At 32.9% G+C, this 15,400-nt stretch carries 17 protein-coding genes and 2 pseudogenes; 6 read left to right on the top strand and 13 right to left on the bottom strand.

Features of this window, described 5'->3' with window-relative positions; translation table 11 throughout:
- Window positions 1-4: 4 nt before the first annotated feature.
- From V7S50_RS14105 to V7S50_RS14085, 5 genes are all read right to left on the bottom strand, one after another.
- A complete protein-coding gene (locus tag V7S50_RS14105; RefSeq protein WP_242253369.1) occupies window positions 5-808 on the bottom strand; it encodes an ATP-binding protein in 804 nt (267 codons plus the stop codon).
- Window positions 777-1,493 carry a DnaD domain protein gene (locus tag V7S50_RS14100; protein ID WP_336376443.1) on the bottom strand — a complete coding sequence of 239 codons (717 nt, stop codon included), beginning with the start codon at window positions 1,491-1,493 and terminating at the stop codon, window positions 777-779. The genes V7S50_RS14105 and V7S50_RS14100 overlap by 32 nt, the downstream gene beginning before the upstream one ends.
- 209 nt (window positions 1,494-1,702) lie before the next feature.
- Complete coding sequence (locus tag V7S50_RS14095) at window positions 1,703-1,867, bottom strand: hypothetical protein (RefSeq protein WP_242253365.1); 165 nt, start codon at window positions 1,865-1,867, stop codon at window positions 1,703-1,705.
- Window positions 1,867-2,133, bottom strand: a complete 267-nt coding sequence (locus V7S50_RS14090; protein WP_063224929.1) for a helix-turn-helix domain-containing protein — start codon at window positions 2,131-2,133, stop codon at window positions 1,867-1,869. Before V7S50_RS14090 ends, V7S50_RS14095 begins: the two co-directional genes overlap by 1 nt.
- Window positions 2,134-2,176: 43 nt before the next feature.
- Window positions 2,177-2,398, bottom strand: a complete 222-nt coding sequence (locus tag V7S50_RS14085; protein ID WP_242253363.1) for a helix-turn-helix domain-containing protein — start codon at window positions 2,396-2,398, stop codon at window positions 2,177-2,179.
- Window positions 2,399-2,583: 185 nt separating this feature from the next.
- Between V7S50_RS14085 and V7S50_RS14080 the strand changes: the two genes are divergently transcribed.
- Window positions 2,584-2,934, top strand: coding sequence for a helix-turn-helix transcriptional regulator (locus V7S50_RS14080; RefSeq protein WP_242253362.1), 351 nt, complete (start codon window positions 2,584-2,586; stop codon window positions 2,932-2,934).
- A gap of 263 nt (window positions 2,935-3,197) precedes the next feature.
- Here the strand turns inward: V7S50_RS14080 and V7S50_RS14075 are convergent, their stop codons facing one another.
- Entirely contained in the window at window positions 3,198-3,353 is a 156-nt protein-coding gene (locus V7S50_RS14075; RefSeq protein ID WP_000791796.1) for a hypothetical protein, read from the bottom strand.
- A gap of 26 nt (window positions 3,354-3,379) precedes the next feature.
- Complete coding sequence (locus tag V7S50_RS14070; protein ID WP_242253360.1) at window positions 3,380-4,576, bottom strand: AimR family lysis-lysogeny pheromone receptor; 1,197 nt, start codon at window positions 4,574-4,576, stop codon at window positions 3,380-3,382.
- Between the two features lie 769 nt (window positions 4,577-5,345).
- Between V7S50_RS14070 and V7S50_RS14065 the strand changes: the two genes are divergently transcribed.
- The gene (locus V7S50_RS14065; RefSeq protein WP_242253358.1) at window positions 5,346-6,455 is read left to right on the top strand and encodes a site-specific integrase; all 1,110 of its coding nucleotides are present in this window, start codon (window positions 5,346-5,348) and stop codon (window positions 6,453-6,455) included.
- 72 nt (window positions 6,456-6,527) lie between these two features.
- Here V7S50_RS14065 and V7S50_RS14060 read toward each other — a convergent pair.
- The 3 genes and pseudogenes from V7S50_RS14060 to V7S50_RS14050 all read right to left on the bottom strand — a co-directional run.
- Window positions 6,528-6,683, bottom strand: a pseudogene (locus tag V7S50_RS14060) (pPIWI_RE module domain-containing protein); the annotation flags it as partial.
- 317 nt (window positions 6,684-7,000) lie between these two features.
- Window positions 7,001-7,375, bottom strand: coding sequence for an ArpU family phage packaging/lysis transcriptional regulator (locus tag V7S50_RS14055; protein WP_242253356.1), 375 nt, complete (start codon window positions 7,373-7,375; stop codon window positions 7,001-7,003).
- 337 nt (window positions 7,376-7,712) lie between these two features.
- Window positions 7,713-8,975, bottom strand: coding sequence for an exosporium glycoprotein BclB-related protein (locus V7S50_RS14050; protein ID WP_242253355.1), 1,263 nt, complete (start codon window positions 8,973-8,975; stop codon window positions 7,713-7,715).
- 932 nt (window positions 8,976-9,907) lie between these two features.
- Here V7S50_RS14050 and V7S50_RS14045 point away from each other — a divergent pair.
- Window positions 9,908-10,636, top strand: coding sequence for a glycosyltransferase family 2 protein (locus V7S50_RS14045; protein WP_242253354.1), 729 nt, complete (start codon window positions 9,908-9,910; stop codon window positions 10,634-10,636).
- A 995-nt stretch (window positions 10,637-11,631) separates the two neighbouring features.
- Here the strand turns inward: V7S50_RS14045 and V7S50_RS14040 are convergent.
- Window positions 11,632-11,805, bottom strand: a complete 174-nt coding sequence (locus V7S50_RS14040; protein ID WP_242253352.1) for a hypothetical protein — start codon at window positions 11,803-11,805, stop codon at window positions 11,632-11,634.
- Window positions 11,806-13,408: 1,603 nt separating this feature from the next.
- On the opposite strand from V7S50_RS14040, the gene V7S50_RS14035 reads away from it, so the two are divergent.
- On the top strand, window positions 13,409-13,873 hold the full coding sequence (locus V7S50_RS14035; RefSeq protein WP_242253350.1) for a hypothetical protein: 465 nt from the start codon (window positions 13,409-13,411) through the stop codon (window positions 13,871-13,873).
- Window positions 13,874-13,912: 39 nt separating this feature from the next.
- On the opposite strand, the gene V7S50_RS14030 is transcribed toward V7S50_RS14035, so the two are convergent.
- Entirely contained in the window at window positions 13,913-14,092 is a 180-nt protein-coding gene (locus V7S50_RS14030) for a hypothetical protein (protein ID WP_242253348.1), read from the bottom strand.
- A 384-nt stretch (window positions 14,093-14,476) separates the two neighbouring features.
- Here V7S50_RS14030 and V7S50_RS14025 point away from each other — a divergent pair, with 384 nt between their 5' ends.
- Complete coding sequence (locus V7S50_RS14025) at window positions 14,477-14,554, top strand: exosporium leader peptide-containing protein (protein ID WP_277930142.1); 78 nt, start codon at window positions 14,477-14,479, stop codon at window positions 14,552-14,554.
- On the opposite strand, the pseudogene V7S50_RS34045 reads toward V7S50_RS14025, so the two are convergent.
- Window positions 14,551-14,769: pseudogene (locus V7S50_RS34045) on the bottom strand (hypothetical protein). The gene V7S50_RS14025 and the pseudogene V7S50_RS34045 overlap by 4 nt on opposite strands.
- Between V7S50_RS34045 and V7S50_RS14020 the strand changes: the two are divergent.
- Window positions 14,690-15,040, top strand: a complete 351-nt coding sequence (locus V7S50_RS14020; RefSeq protein WP_435817079.1) for a hypothetical protein — start codon at window positions 14,690-14,692, stop codon at window positions 15,038-15,040. The pseudogene V7S50_RS34045 and the gene V7S50_RS14020 overlap by 80 nt on opposite strands.
- Window positions 15,041-15,400: the final 360 nt, after the last annotated feature.

Genomic DNA, 15,400 nt, shown 5'->3' with positions numbered 1-15,400 from the left:
CCTTTTATGCTTCGATAAACCTTTGTAAACGTTGCTTCGCTATCTCTCTTCTATAGCTAGCGGCTTCATTTTTTACTGTTAGACTTGTCTCAACCATTCGGTCATATGAACGTTTCCCAACTTGGTTTTTCAGTTCTTTGGGTTCTAAATTACTCGTATATAGAGTAGGGAGTTCTTTTCTATACCGACCATCAATAATATTGAACAATTTTTCTTCTACCCATTCCGTAGTTTTTTCTGCTCCAATATCATCTAATATAAGTAAGTCGCATTCTAAAAGAGCTCTCATGATTTGAGTTTCGTTTTCCTTATTTTCACTATTGAACGTACTGCGAATGCGTTGTAATAATTCCGGAACACTTTGAAATACTACGATGTACCCTTTTTTAGAAAGCTCATTTACAATCGCGGCTGCTAGGTGTGTTTTACCGTTACCAGGTTCTCCCCAAATCATTAACGATTCCCCGTCCCATTCTTTAAACGTTTTCACGTATTTCGTCGCGACTTTATAAGCTGTCTCTGATCCATTTCTATCTAGAAAAGATTCAAATGTACTTTTGGAGAACCTTTCTCCTAAGTTACTAATGCTGAACAACTTTTCTATTTCTCTCTTCTTAGCAAAATTTTGAGCTTCACGTATTTTGGCTTCTTCACGTTCTACAACACACTCACATGTAGGAAGTATTTTATTTTTAATACGTAACTGCGGAACTTCTACAGTAATTGCTACGATATATTTATTACAATGTTCGCATGTATACCCTTCCGTTTCTTCACTACAAGCCGATGTATTCACTATCCGAGTCATCACTCTTCCGATTGATTCCGACACGTTTTTTCACTCCTTTATTTCGTTGATATTCCGTTTCTAAAGCATCCACATCTTTTAAGGTCTTCACGTTATTGTTAACCCACTGTTTTAAAATGCCCTCAGCATAATTCCATTTCTTCTGCTGTTTCAAAGCACGTTGCATAGCTGCTTGTACAAGTTCTTCGCTTGTATCGTTTACCCACTGTGAAATACTTTCGGCTATGAATGAATTTAAAATACCGAAATTATTTTCATAGAAAGAGAAGATGCTACTACTTTGTATATTAGTATTTTGTTTATTAGTACTTGGTTTTTTAGTACTTAGTAGTGTTGGATTTTCCACAAATGGAACTTCCACTTGTGGTTTTTCCATTTGTGGATTCTCCACTTGTGGAACTTCATAAATAATCGTCTCCCAGTTAGTTATCTTTCCCTTTTCGTTTTTTACAGGAAATCTTCTAACGTAACCGTATTTTTTCAGTTCTTTCATTCCTACCCTTAAACTATCAATTCCATCTTTTGCATGAGTAGATATTTCCTCCATGTAAAACACCCAATCATCTGGTAACGATAAAATGTAAGCCAATATCCCTTTTGCTTTCCAACTTAAACGTTCATCTCGAAGACCTGTGTTATTAATGGTTGTGTAATTTTTACTTTTATTTACTCGAAATGTTGCCACCTGTTTACCTCCTCGTACAAACTGCAACATATGCTTGTCCACTTTTGATGATTCGTTGAATTTCATAATGTGAATAACCATTTTTGAAATACTGCTCAATTATTTGTTTCAACTCATCTTTGCTTTTGCTAAGCCCCAAAATTTATTAGGTAATAGCACCTGATATTCAATTAAATTCATGTACTATTTCCCTACTTTCCGTGGTATACTTATAAAAATTTATTTTTTCTAACAGACCCACTGCCATGGGTCTTTTTATTTTGCTCTATATCACTCCAAGCCCATTTTCTTATTGGCTCATAAGTGACATAAAGTAGCCATGAACCACCTGTGATTGACAATCCAAATATAGCTAATGATATTGTATCTTCCACTAGTTCACCTCCTTTTGTGTTTCAAGCCAAGCTTCTAAATCCTTTTGCAAGAAAAGAAGTTTACGTCCTTCTCTTATTACTGGAAACCTAGGGTGATTTGCTAATTCGTACATTCTACAAACAGCAATGTTGAGGTAAGCTGCCGCTTCTTTTACTCGCATAACCTTATTTGGTTGTGATTGTTGTTGTAAGTCAGCTATTGCTGATCTAATTTCCTCTCTTACAATTTCGCGAATAGATTCTTTAATAAATTGTTCTAAACCCATTTTCTTTCACTCCTTTTAAATAAGTTTCATACAATGAAACTTATTATTTAAAAATTTTTTCTTGTTCCTTAAATAATATAGTTGTTTCCTTTCCCAATACTTTAGATATATTAACTGCTACATCATAGTAAACCCTTAAATTCCAGTTAATTATTTTATAGCAGTATGACTTCGATATCCCGACCCTTTTAGCTAGTTCATGATATTTAAGTCCAGATTCTTCAAATGCTTTTTGAAGTTCTGTTTTAGGCGTATCGGTTTGCATCTGATCACTCCCTTCTGATGCTTACAAGTCCATTATATGTTTCATTGTATGAAACTTCAAGTGTTTTTTATAAAAAATTTCAGAACAGGAAACTTTTTTGCTCTTTACGTTTCTTGTCAGGAAACTTTATAATAAACTTAATAGGATTTAGGATTACCGAAAAATCTTAATAAGGGGAGTTTTTTATGGATATGAAAGATAGAATAAAACAAATTCGTTTAGAACATAAAATGAACCAAGAACAATTTGGTAAAGAAGTAAATCTCACTAAAGGTACCGTTTCAAAATTCGAAAATGGAAAAGCGTTCCCAAGTCGTGAGACAATAGAAAAAATAGCGAAAAGATTTGCTGTTCCTGTGAATTACTTATATGGAGAAAATAATGAAGTAAATCAGGATGAGAATAAATACGAGAAATTTAAAGAGATTATGGCATGGCTAGAACCTCTTCCAAAAGATAAAGAAGATATGGCATTAGACCAGATGTTAGCTATCGCTCAAGCTCTGAATAAGCATCATAAGAAAATGGAAAAATAGCCTCTCGAATTAGGATCGGCTATTTTTTTTAATCTCCTCAATATATTCCTCTAATTTTTCAGGAGCGAATTCCTTAACTGTATTTAAGAATAGCATTACAATTTCTTCTTTTGTCACCACTAGTTCCCCCTTGCATCCTGTTATTTATACGTAGACTTTCTAAAAGTGGAAAGTTTTTGTCGTTCCAATTAAAATGTTTCCATTCCCTTTAAAGCAGAAATGACACTATCTATTAGATAGTGTCATTTCTTGCATTTATATAATTATCCGCCTCCAGGACCTGGATCAATCATGTATAAAGTTGTTTTTTTCTCTTTAGCGCTTTGTACTTTATCTTTTTCTGTCACTTGAAAAGCTGTAATAGAAAGACAAGATACAGCCATAATAGATAACACTACTTTTACAAGCTTATTTTTCAAGTGTTTCACCACCTTTTATGTATAGTTTAATTATAGCATTTCAATGCTTCTTTTGGTAGAAACATATAGAAGAAATCACCTGATTTAGAAAAACTTTCAATAGATAATTCTAAGTATTTTTTCCCTTCTTTCCCTCCAACCGCGAGCCCCATATAGTACAATTGAAAACTACTAAGATATCCGTTGTTATTTTTTAAATTCTGTAAAATTTTAATTGCTTTTTCATTCTCACCTAACCTGACATATAAAAAAGCTCTCTCAGCTGCATCTAAATCTTCAAAATTAATAGTATGTAAATCTTTCTTATGGTGTATTCTTAAAAATAAAAGTGTATTAAGTACTTTTTCTCTCCTTATTTCTAGTTTCTTATTAGCTGGATTACCAATAACTTTTAGTGATTTTTCCATATACTCTTTAGCTTTCTGATAATCAGAGAAAACATAACTTTCTCCAATTTTACAATACGCTACTGCCTTAGTACTGACATAACAATTTGTCTCATCGTTTATTATGTCAAAACATAATTGACGAGATTCTTCTAACTTATTTTCATGGAGATTCACAAAAATCTCCATTTCTTTTATTCTTAATAAAAATGAATCTCTTAAAGTGTGACATTTAATTTTTGTAATATCGGGTAATAATTGTTGAATATATTCATTAACCATCTTGTAATTACCTAAATCAAAAAAAGAATATATTGTGTTTAGAATCGAAATTATAACAAGTTCATTATCAGTATATTTTTGATTTTTCCTCATTTTATCAACTTTCTCAAAAAACATCTTAGCCGTAATCTTATTTTCACTTCTTTCTCGCAATGTTTGGTATAAAGGAACCAAGCTTAAGTTTATTCTTAATGTTTTCGAAATACCCTTTTTCTTTTCTGTTTGGTTGCCCTTAAATTTATATATCTGTTGAATAATCATATCTTGAAGTTCATATTCTCCAAACATGTCTAACACTTCTAATGCCAATTTTAAATTTTTATGTGAAAGTGTTGGTATGCACTCTTTGATGCAGTTTCTTCTGAACTTAATATCTTTAGGCTTATATAACCTAAGTGAATCTACAAAGTGCATAAAATCAAATTTAACCTTTTTATTAAAATAACTATTTACAGTAGTATGGGTTACTTTAAAACGCGTCGCTAACTTCCTATTTGTATAACCGGATGATTTTAGACTTTCTTGCATATCATTAAAATCCAATAAAACTTGCACAATTTTTGTCCTCCTTTTGGACAAAAGACACGTCATCCCTAGTATTTTACATTTACAGAGAAACGTGTCATTATATCTAAGTTGTGTGTTATACTAATGTACGAAGACTTATGACAGGTGTTTTCCCTACTGTGGTTAGGGAGACAGTATAAGGGTGTTGCAGCACTACTTACACAGTCATGGGTCTTTTTTATGTCCGTTTTTTAGTTATTTTCATAATATCACAAAAATTAGGAATTTTAGTTATGTGTCAATCTGAAAATTATTGAGAAAGTTTAATAATTAATATAAAAAAGTATTCTTTTATATTGTAAAACAATAATATCCCTTCCCCCCTCTTTAATTACAATATACTCATATATATTGTGATATAAAAATTATAAGGAGTACATTAAATTAATCAGATTGACTTTAGTACTATACAATCACCTGTTAATTAGTTATACAGGCAGCTATTATGTTCCTTGCTATCAGAGTTACTTTTGGATTAGTTTATATCTTACTATTAAAAATCCATGCACCAAGATGGATAGCTAGTATTTTAGCAACCACATGTACTATTACAGCTATTTATCAAACGCTTTTAATTTTATTTTCATGAATACAGCAAAGAAGAAGCCCTATGGCTCTTTTTTTATTCCTTAATAACAATCTAAATATGGTAAAATATATCCATCGCTGATATGTCCAAACATGTAATTTTCATAGCAGCAAAATTACAACTAGGCTTATACAACATGATTCAAAATAAAATGAAGGAGTGTTTTAAGTGAAAGGACATATTCGAAAAAGAGGAAATAAATATTGTATTGTGGTCGACATTGGACCTGATCCAGAGACAGGAAAAAGAAGACAAAAGTGGTTTTCTGGTTATAAGACAAAAAAAGAAGCACAGGCTGATGTTGCGAAGAAGATTACAGAATTAAATGAAGGAACTTTTATAGAACCGTCTAAAGTTATGTTAAAAGAGTATCTAAATCACTGGCTAGAAATTAAAAGTATGAGTATAGAAAGAAGTACTTTTGTTGGTTATAGGGCATTTATCAACCAACATGTTATACCTAGTATAGGGATGGTTGCACTCCATAAATTAAATGTTATGCACATTCAAAAATGCTATAAAACTGCGATAGATAAAGGTATTGCAAACAATTCTATTCTGCTTATGCATAGAATATTAAAGAGCGCTTTAAATCTGGCTGTAAAGCAAAATATTATTTCTCGAAATCCAGCTACGTTTGCTGAGATACCGAAAAAAGAAAGAACCTCTATCCAAACTTGGACAGAGGAAGAAGTAAAAAAGTTTCTTTTGCATTCACAAGAATCACGATATCACATTGGGTATCTACTTGCAATAACTACAGGTATGCGTATGGGAGAAGTTCTAGGCTTACGATGGCAGGACGTTGATTTTGAAAAACACACCGTTACAATAAACCAAACATCTGGCCATGACAATAAAATCAAAAAAACAGCAAAGACCAATTCATCAAAGCGTACTATTCCTGTACCTAAAGAAACTATAGAATCCTTAAAAAGACATAAGATTTTAATTAATAAAGAGAAATTAAGGTTTGGCTCTGCTTATCAAGATCAAGATTTAATTAATTGTAATGAGTTTGGAAGAATTATAAAAAAAGCGCATTTTAGAAAAAGTTTCATTAGAGATACACACAAAGCGGGTATAAAAGAAATTAAATTCCATGATTTAAGACATACACACGCTACTATACTATTGAAACAAGGAGTTAACCCTAAAATTATCAGTGAGCGATTAGGTCATACAGACATTTCAATGACATTAAGTGTGTATTCGCATATTTTACCGAATATGCAAGAAGAAGCTGTTAAAAACTTCGGTAAAAGCATCTTTGGATAACTTATGTTTGCATTTTATAAAAACAAGTCAAACAAACGCTGTTATATCAAGGTTTGTTTGACTCAATATCTTATATTCTTGATAAAATCTCCGAATTCCTATTGAAACATTTAATAATGGAATGTTCTCTCCTCCGCGCGTTATATACTCGAACCGATATACGTAGGCGAAATAATCTTGTGTATTTTCATCTTTAATAGGCTCTGACATAGCCTCACAAATATTTTGTATCACCAATCAACCCAGCAAATATACCGAGCTCAATAAGAAACACAAAAGCCACGACACTCACGCATCGCGGCTGAATATATAAATGTAATTGGTCTTTTCGTCCTTTTTGCGGATTCTTACCGCCCTTGCCCGTTCTCCGGTAACGTTTTGATAAAGGGGCTATAATCATTGATTATGAGCGCATAGATACGTTATCCCCACGTTATGCTCTTTTCAAAGAACAAGTAACTATAGGAATATCGTATCGTCGATTTCAATGTAAAAAGGGACCCGATTTAGTACTCAAAACAGTGCCCCAAAAGTTCTATTATTTTTTATATCATACCTAATGCTGTAGCCAAATTAACGATTCCAGATTTTCGCTTTCTATAAAACTTTCCTCGTTTCATACCAAGAACAGTATAAATATAATCATCATTCAATTCTTTAATGCTCATATACTTCATTTCAAGAATCCTTTGTTCATCCTCATCGAGAGCTTCCTCAAAAGCTTGTTTTAACTGTCTATACTTCAACTCATGTTTGTCCACTTGCTTTAACTCAGGAAACAGCAATTCTGTTCCCAGTTCCGTTCTTTCTTGCTGATTTTGGAATCTAATACGTAACACTCTGTATTTCCGCAACTCTTCTATCACGAAAGGGCGGATTTCTTTCTCCTCTATATGCTTGAAAAATGATAATTGGTCCAAATATAATCCTCCCACGTCTCAATCCTTACATATATAAGGCTAAAACTTTAAATATTTTAGATATATACCTTTATATATGTATGAAATTAGTTCGTAATCCACAATCGGCTGTAAACCTTTATTTTTTTACGTCTATTATTATGTAATTTACTAGCAGTGATCATTTAACTTAACAAAATCCCACCAGATTCTCTAAGCATATTTAATGGTTTCCACCAGGCATAATGTATAAAAACAAATAAAGAAAAGAGACTGTCTTACAAAGTTAATCTGTGGATACTTTTTTGACAATCTCTTTTCTTATATCAAAATTTTCAACTACAAAACTTACAAGTGATTATACGAATGTTATACCTGCACTTGCGAAGCCTGTAATAGCAGTAGCTATATCAAAACCAGGTGTAGTTGATGAAACAACAAGTAATATCTTATCTTGTGGAGCGACCGCAATTGCTTGTGCGCTAATACCGCTTGCAGTATTACCGATAGCAATAAGACCACTAAATGCTGGTGTTAATAGTAACGGTGTACCTACTGGAGTGAAAGTATTACTTGCTGCTGGTGCGCTGTACAACTGCATTTGAATTTGTATGCTTCCTAATGCTAAAGCAACCGCTACCGTTACACTAAAGAATCCTGCTAACGAAGTAATTGTACCTGCGCGAGGAGCTACAAATGCGAAATCAAATACTGGAGGTACAGGACCTATAGTAATTGGGCCACCAGGTGGGACAATTACAGGGAAGAATGAACTTCCAAATCCAAGAAGTGCTCCTGTGTTAGCTAATCCACCTAAAACAGTTGCTAATGCTACTGGTCCACCTGATGCAAACGGAATAACTGCTCCAGCTCCCGTTGCTCCTGTTAGGCCTGTTGCTCCTGTTAGGCCTGTTGGACCTGTTGGACCTGTTGCTCCTGTTGGACCTGTTAGGCCTGTTGGACCTGTTAAACCTGTTAGACCTGTTAGACCTGTTGGACCTGTTGCTCCTGTTGGACCTGTTGCTCCTGTTGGACCTGTTGGACCTGTTGGACCTGTCGCGCCACCTCCAGGACCTGTTGGGCCCGTTGGGCCTGTTACTCCACCTCCAGGACCTGTTGGGCCTGTTGGGCCTGTTGGACCTGTCGCCCCTGGAGTAGCATTGATTAATTGAATTAATAAACTAAAAAGAAGTTGTAAAGTTGCAGGATCGACATTTGAGTCACAGGATACAGGGATAAGATCTAAAGCGAAGAAGAATTGTGCAAGGGCGCTATAAAATTGTTGCAATAATGTTGACAATTGTCCTAAATTAGGTGCTGGAGATTGTAATAAAACTATAATACTTTGAGTTAATTGTTTCAAAAAGTTAACTTCTGGGGAAGATAGTAAGGAATTTAAGAAAATTAAAAATTGATTAAATAAATTGAGTAACGCTACTCTATTTGCATCACTTGGATTTGCAAAAAATGCTGAAATAGCTGGTATTAATGAATTTAGTAAAGTAATTAATTGACTTAATTGTTGGCTCGTAATAGGAACTGACTGTGGATTTTTACAACAATCTGCTGAAAAAACAATCGGATTGCAGTTATTATGATTAAAACAATCATTATGTTTCATTTATTTCCTCCTTATTTTATAATTTTGAGAGAATATTCTTATACTAAGAAACACTCAATTTTAATGGCGTGGAATATTTTAAATATTCATTTTTCTTAGAATAAAAATAGTTACTAATAATTAAACTATAAAAATTTAGTTTAATTACATTCACAACTCACATAATATAAGTATACGCATCTATTTATCCAGTGCTTAGATTAATTTACTAATAAAAACGCATATTTTTAAAGGAAAACGTTATTACTCCTATCAACGTGTTTATTTTATCAATAAACGAAAAAACATAATAATTTATAAGTTCAATAATTCCATTCTAGAGTAATATCAAATGAAGTTTTTTTGAAAAAGTTTAATCCTCACAACATAGTTGTTTGTATCATGGGTTTCTAATAATGCATTGTATTTTCCATTGAGAGCTAATCATTTTGCTTTTGCTGACTAATTTTTATTTTTTTGTAACAATTTATACTCATCTTACATACTATTGTCTTGAATCCTTACCTTTCAAAACATTTAATTGTTCATGACTCACAAACATTAACAATATATGAATGGTGTGCTGATTCATAGAAGCGTACCATATAATGGTGCTCTTTTTCATTTCCTATAAAATAAAATTTTGTATAAAAGATACACACTTAATCGAAAATAACTTCATAAAATATTTTGTGTTCCTTTCTTTATAAATTGAAATAGTCTTTACAAAATGAATCTCGTCACGAGAGCACTTTATTAAGTGCTCTTTTTTGATTTTTGAATACTTATCAAATGAAATTTTTATTTAAATGTGTTTTTACACACTTGTATGAACTAAACATATATTTATATAGACATGCATATTTTAGCTGCTTTTATAAGGAGGTGTTTTTATTAATACAACTGTAATTTCCCATTTTTATAATGAAGAGTATCTACTCCCTTGGTGGTTAATGCACCACACAAAACTATTTGATCACGGTATCCTTATTAATCGAGGGTCTACTGATCGTTCAGTAGACATATGTAGATTATTTGCACCTCATTGGGAAATCCGAGATTCAAAAGTATTAGAGTTTGATGCCTTATTAGTTGATCAAGAAGTAATGGAAATAGAAAAAGAAATTTCGGGATGGAAAATGGTTTTAAATACCACTGAATTTCTTTGCTGTTTTGATAAGGAAGACTTTTTCTCTTCTCTTGCTACTTTAGGAAAAAACATGTATTCCATTAGGACTATTCTGATGGTGGATGAACCTTCTCACGGTTATACCAATCCGAGATACGGCATTCCCCTTGTCAAACAGCGTTATCATGGGATAATAATCCATCCTAATCCACTTGCCCCTTACAAGGGTGGCAGACTAATTCACAATTATTCACATGGTAACTATACAGCCGGAAGGCATTGGTCAAGTCATTCATTTATCGTTTACATGTACCCTGCCTTCGTTTTAAAATTCTTTTACAGTCCATGGAACAAAGCTATGAAAAATCGAAAGTTACAAATTGGTCCAACTCTTTCTAAACATAGCATCCAGCATGGCTTAGGTATTCATCACCTAGTTACACTAGCTGAATTAGAAATAAAATATAAATCCTTGGCGAGCACCACTATTGACCTTCGATTAATCCCAGAACATCAAGTTTTATTTCCAGATTTATGTTTCCCTAACTATTAATACATCTAAGAAGAACATTTTTAAGCTTTCCATGCGGCCCCGCTTTTGAATAAGAATCATCCCTTATTAAAATAGCATTTTCATTAAAATCTTTTCACATTTAAACTGGACAAGCATATATTATTGTATCTCCTCTTTTCTTTCATAGAATTTTACATTTGTTGAGACAACATCCCCCTTCGGATGTTGTCTTTTTTGCATAAACTAAAGATTTTGTTAAAAAATTGATTCACTCTTTATTTACAAAATCCATATACTTATACGGACTATAAAAATACAAAATATAGTTCTTGGTCAAAGAGCACCTTTAGGGCATATTGTGCTCTTTTTAATTAAAATAACTATTTTGTTATATTCCTTGCACTTTTAAATGAGACAAGCATATGTTGTAGCATAGTGTTTCATCACTTATATATACTTCCTTTTTTCAAGAGTACATATTCGATATGTACTCTTTTTGCATCACTATAAAATAACGCTTTTGTTTAGTTTTCAATGGTTTAATTAATAGATCCAGCCAAATCAAGATTTATTAACAATGGGTCTGCAACCACTTTTCCAGTATCATCTACAAAAATACGTACACTCCCACAAATGTTTTCTATCTTTACATCTTTCACTTTAATTCCCCATCTCTGTACAAAATTCAAATTTGGTCTTTATCAAAAACTTCAATATCATGTAAAACCTACGTAAAGATTGCTGTGATTCAACCTATCCACCCGATAAACGTTATATAATGAACTTGCAAATATCTGATTTGCACACAACTACCTTTCTGTACCGCGTAACTCTTTGCCAGGAGAAATCCTAGCCTTTTTTTATTTCTCTCATATCAGTCGGTCCTTTCCATTTCCCCTCACTTTCCCACTTCTTTTTAAGATTTCCAACATAAGTAAATCTATGATCGTACATAATGCTTATTTCCTTATCTGGAATTTCCTTTTGATTTATACGATACAGTTTCCCTCCGTTCGATCTACTCTAATGAACTTTTATTTCATTTCCTTTTTACACTCTTCAAGAAAATCGATAACTTCTTGAGTCTGCACTCTCGTAGAAAGTAATTCGATCACATTACCTTCTGTGTTATATACACGAATTGCTTGTTCCTTAAATTCCATCCCTAGCATTCCATCATCATCTAAAACCTTCACATTATCTTCCATTCTTCTAACCTCGCTTTAAAAGGATTTTTTTAAATCTAACTTTACACTCAATTTACAAATGTAATTATCTAGTAAAAAAAACTTAACAGCATTAACATCTCGAACAGTTATTTATTACGCTATAATATAAGTAAATTCGTCTATGCACGAATACCCTTTAACTGGCTAGGAGAAATCCTAGCCTTTTTCTTTGCAAAAGACCTTCTACGTCTGAATAAAACTTAATATTCCGTCAATACTATAGATAACCCATTTCAAACCACATTCCATGATTGGAGCAGTTAGCTTTGCTAGCTGTTTTTTTTTTATGTTTTTAAGCGAATAAAATTCTAAAAATTATCTAACACTATAAATAAGGCTTTAAAAAGCTGTTTTTTCCCACTCTAGCTTTCTTGGTCGAAAGCCGAGCAGTTAGCTTTTGCTAGCTGCTCTTTTATTGAATAAATTTCTAAAACATGTTAACAATATAGATACACCAAGGTTGAATACGAATGACCATTACGTTCTTCTTATTCACTAAGCAGTTAGCTTTTGCTAACTGCTTTTTTATTGCGTTCCGACTCTTGCTTCTTAAAGAATTCTTTAACTGCGTTTTCCCAATAAGTGCACATTATCCATCCCTCCTTGAATAAAGCCATAAACCTTGTCCATACTATAAATACACTTGAGTTCTGAACTTCCTTCTTAACGTTTTTTCAGAGAGTAGTTAGCTTTTGCTATCTGCTCTTTATATGGACTTTATTTAGTAATTCAACTTTTCATTTTCTCGAATAAATTCCAATTTTTCGGTAACACTAAGTACAAGCTACTTTTTCCCCAAAGTAGTTCCTTTTAGCAGTGCTTGTGAGAGGCAGTTAGCTTTTGCTAGCTGCTTTTTTCTATGAAATTGAAAAAAATTTTAGTTCTTATTTCTTTTCTACACCATATAATTTTAACCTAATCATCCAGCTCAAAGTGTTACCTCCTATCTTAAAGAGCACTTATGCATGGTGCTCTTTTTTATTTTGTTCCCTTTCATTTCTGAATAACATCTTTAACCCTGTTCATACTATTTTTGTAACTTAAAGTTACAAACTATTTCTGTAAGCGCAGCGTTTCTTTTGTACAACAAGCAGTTAGTTTAGTTAACTAGCTGCTTTGTTGTGTAAAAGAAAGATTTTTTAAACTGCACATCTATTAAGAACATACATAAAATATCATGTGATAATCTTTTTCAATATTAGTTTTGGTGAGAGAGCACTTTTAAGAGTGCTCTTTAAATGTATTGCAATGTATAACATCACGTTTTACATACAATAAACATAGATTGCAATGAGCACGCAAGACATAATTTTTATAAAATCGTGTACATTTTTTGTACACGATTTTATTATTAAATAACTATTTTATTGCACTTCCTAACTTACAGTAATGTTCTTGAAAAAACATTCATATATATTTATCGGATGCCTTTTGAAACCCCTAAGTATTAAATACTTTTAAGAATTGACTGACCAACACTTTTCAGCTAATTTTCACAAACTTGTTAAAAATAACATATATACACAAAAAGTTACGTTTTATAGGATAAAAAATTATCTTACATAAAGGAGTATGATTATTTGTGAATTACCAAAATGATAACAATTCTAAAATTCACAAACCTTGTTCTTGTCCATCCCCCACGGCTAACAGTTTAAATGTTGTTCAAACTACCCCAGCAATAGTTTCTGTAAATTCTGCGATTCCACTAGATACCGTGGTAAATTCTAATGGTACAGCAATCTCATTCGCACCACCAACAACTGTTTTACTCGAAGGTGGAAGAACCTATTTGGCAATCTATGAAGTGCAAGTTATTATTCAACCAGGAGGAAATGCGGCAGGTATCACCATGTATCTTAATAATAATTCAATCACTGGCTCAGGTACTTCTCTAGGATATACTGCAGGATTCACTTCTGTATCAGCACCCGCAATTTTCACTACACCTCCAGGTATAACAAGTTCTCTTACTGTTAATGTAGGACCATATTCTAATTCATTAAATACGTTGGGCTTAACTCTTGCTGTTATAGCATTAACATAGTAAAATCTAATACTTTCTATAATAAAATAACGCTTTATATTAAGAAATCCGTTTCATCCGCCCAGTAAAGTAATACTCTCTTTTTAAATAAGCTCTAGTTCCTGAATAGGATTTAAACCACATGTATTCTTTATCGCCTAACAAATCTATCGTTACATCAAACTTGTCGTCCTTCTCTGTAATTTTATATGTGTAATGACCCTCAGTTCCTTCCCACACCTTTACACCAACACACCTCGTTTCTTATAAAATTCAAAATTTATTGTGCTTCGTCTCCTTCTTTTCCAATCCATCTAATAATGTTAAAATATAGAAGTAATTCATTTTATTACTAGGAGGGATTTCTATGTCCATGGGAACCTGGGCTGCAATTTTTATTGCTATATTTTGCGGAGTTATTTCTTCTAATAGCAAGTTGAAAAACTCCCGTAATAAAAATGGATAAACACCCAGCTGAAAAGTTAGATATCTAGCATTTCAGCTACCAATCTTCCCCAAATAACTATTTTATTAAATTTCACATATACAAACGCTTGTCCATTTCCTTTGACTCTACTCCCACATTTACTATTAGTAATACGAATTTTTCAGAGGTGAATTATATTGGACGAGTTTTTATCTTCTGCTGCATTAAATCCGGATTCGATTGGACCTACACTTCCACCTATGCAACCTTTTTAATTCCCTACAGGTCCCACTGGAACAACGGGTACTACAGGACAGTACTGGATTCACTGGAGCAACAGGATTTACTGGCATCACCGGGCCTTCTGGCATCACTTGGACCCACTGGAAGTACTAACTGGACCTACCGGTATTACTGGGCCTACGGGACCAACTGGGCCTACAGGACCTACTCTATTTTTTACTCCCCTTACACCAGTACCTGAATCTATAGATCTTCCTCCAAATACAAATAACTTAAGAATTATGGAGGTCATTGTTCCTATAGAAAATATTGGTGACAGAGTCCTATTAAATGCGACTATGGGAACAGAGATTGTTGTTGAGATTGGAGTAGATCAAAGTAGTTTCTTTAACATAGACACCATTAACTATCAGTTATTCCGCGATAATTTGTTGTTAACAGAAACATTTGTATCCGGCAACTTTTCAGTCGGTAGTGATGGGAATTTTTTATACCCCTTTAACTCCACATTTACATGAGTAGACTCCCCTGGAGACCCGATAACACCACCAGATCCAGTTCATTATCGTGTTATAGCGAATATAGGAGAACTTAGTGAGACTATAACATCAGCACAAGTTGGAAATCGTAGGTTTGTTGCAATAAAATATCCTGGCGATCCAATTTAATTAAAAATATTAATCGCTTATCCCACTACGAAAGTATAAATGTTAAAATTACTATGTTTAATCTATCGAGCAGTTAGATTTTGCTAGCTGCTCTTTTTCTACAAAATTCAAATTGTATTGAAATTGATTTCCATCATTCTTTTCTTTTCAAATCTGCTTTCTTATTTTCCTCTGCTCTAAATCCAAAATAGAATAGCGCACATGTAATAA

The organism is Bacillus sp. CCNWLW194, from assembly GCF_037120585.1.
GTDB classification, from domain to species: domain Bacteria; phylum Bacillota; class Bacilli; order Bacillales; family Bacillaceae_G; genus Bacillus_A; species Bacillus_A basilensis.
Note: the sequence above shows the minus strand (reverse complement) of the source record. Positions and strands in the feature narration are given on the sequence as shown.

Bases quoted from the DNA above. Each gene is read 5' to 3' on its own strand.
- V7S50_RS14090 (WP_063224929.1), bottom strand. From the start codon at position 2,133: ATGGGTTTAGAACAATTTATTAAAGAATCTATTCGCGAAATTGTAAGA.
- V7S50_RS14040 (WP_242253352.1), bottom strand. From the start codon at position 11,805: ATGGAAGATAATGTGAAGGTTTTAGATGATGATGGAATGCTAGGGATG.
- V7S50_RS14080 (WP_242253362.1), top strand. From the start codon at position 2,584: ATGGATATGAAAGATAGAATAAAACAAATTCGTTTAGAACATAAAATG.
- V7S50_RS14085 (WP_242253363.1), bottom strand. From the start codon at position 2,398: ATGCAAACCGATACGCCTAAAACAGAACTTCAAAAAGCATTTGAAGAA.
- V7S50_RS14105 (WP_242253369.1), bottom strand. From the start codon at position 808: ATGACTCGGATAGTGAATACATCGGCTTGTAGTGAAGAAACGGAAGGG.
- V7S50_RS14050 (WP_242253355.1), bottom strand. From the start codon at position 8,975: ATGAAACATAATGATTGTTTTAATCATAATAACTGCAATCCGATTGTT.
- V7S50_RS14045 (WP_242253354.1), top strand. From the start codon at position 9,908: ATGCACCACACAAAACTATTTGATCACGGTATCCTTATTAATCGAGGG.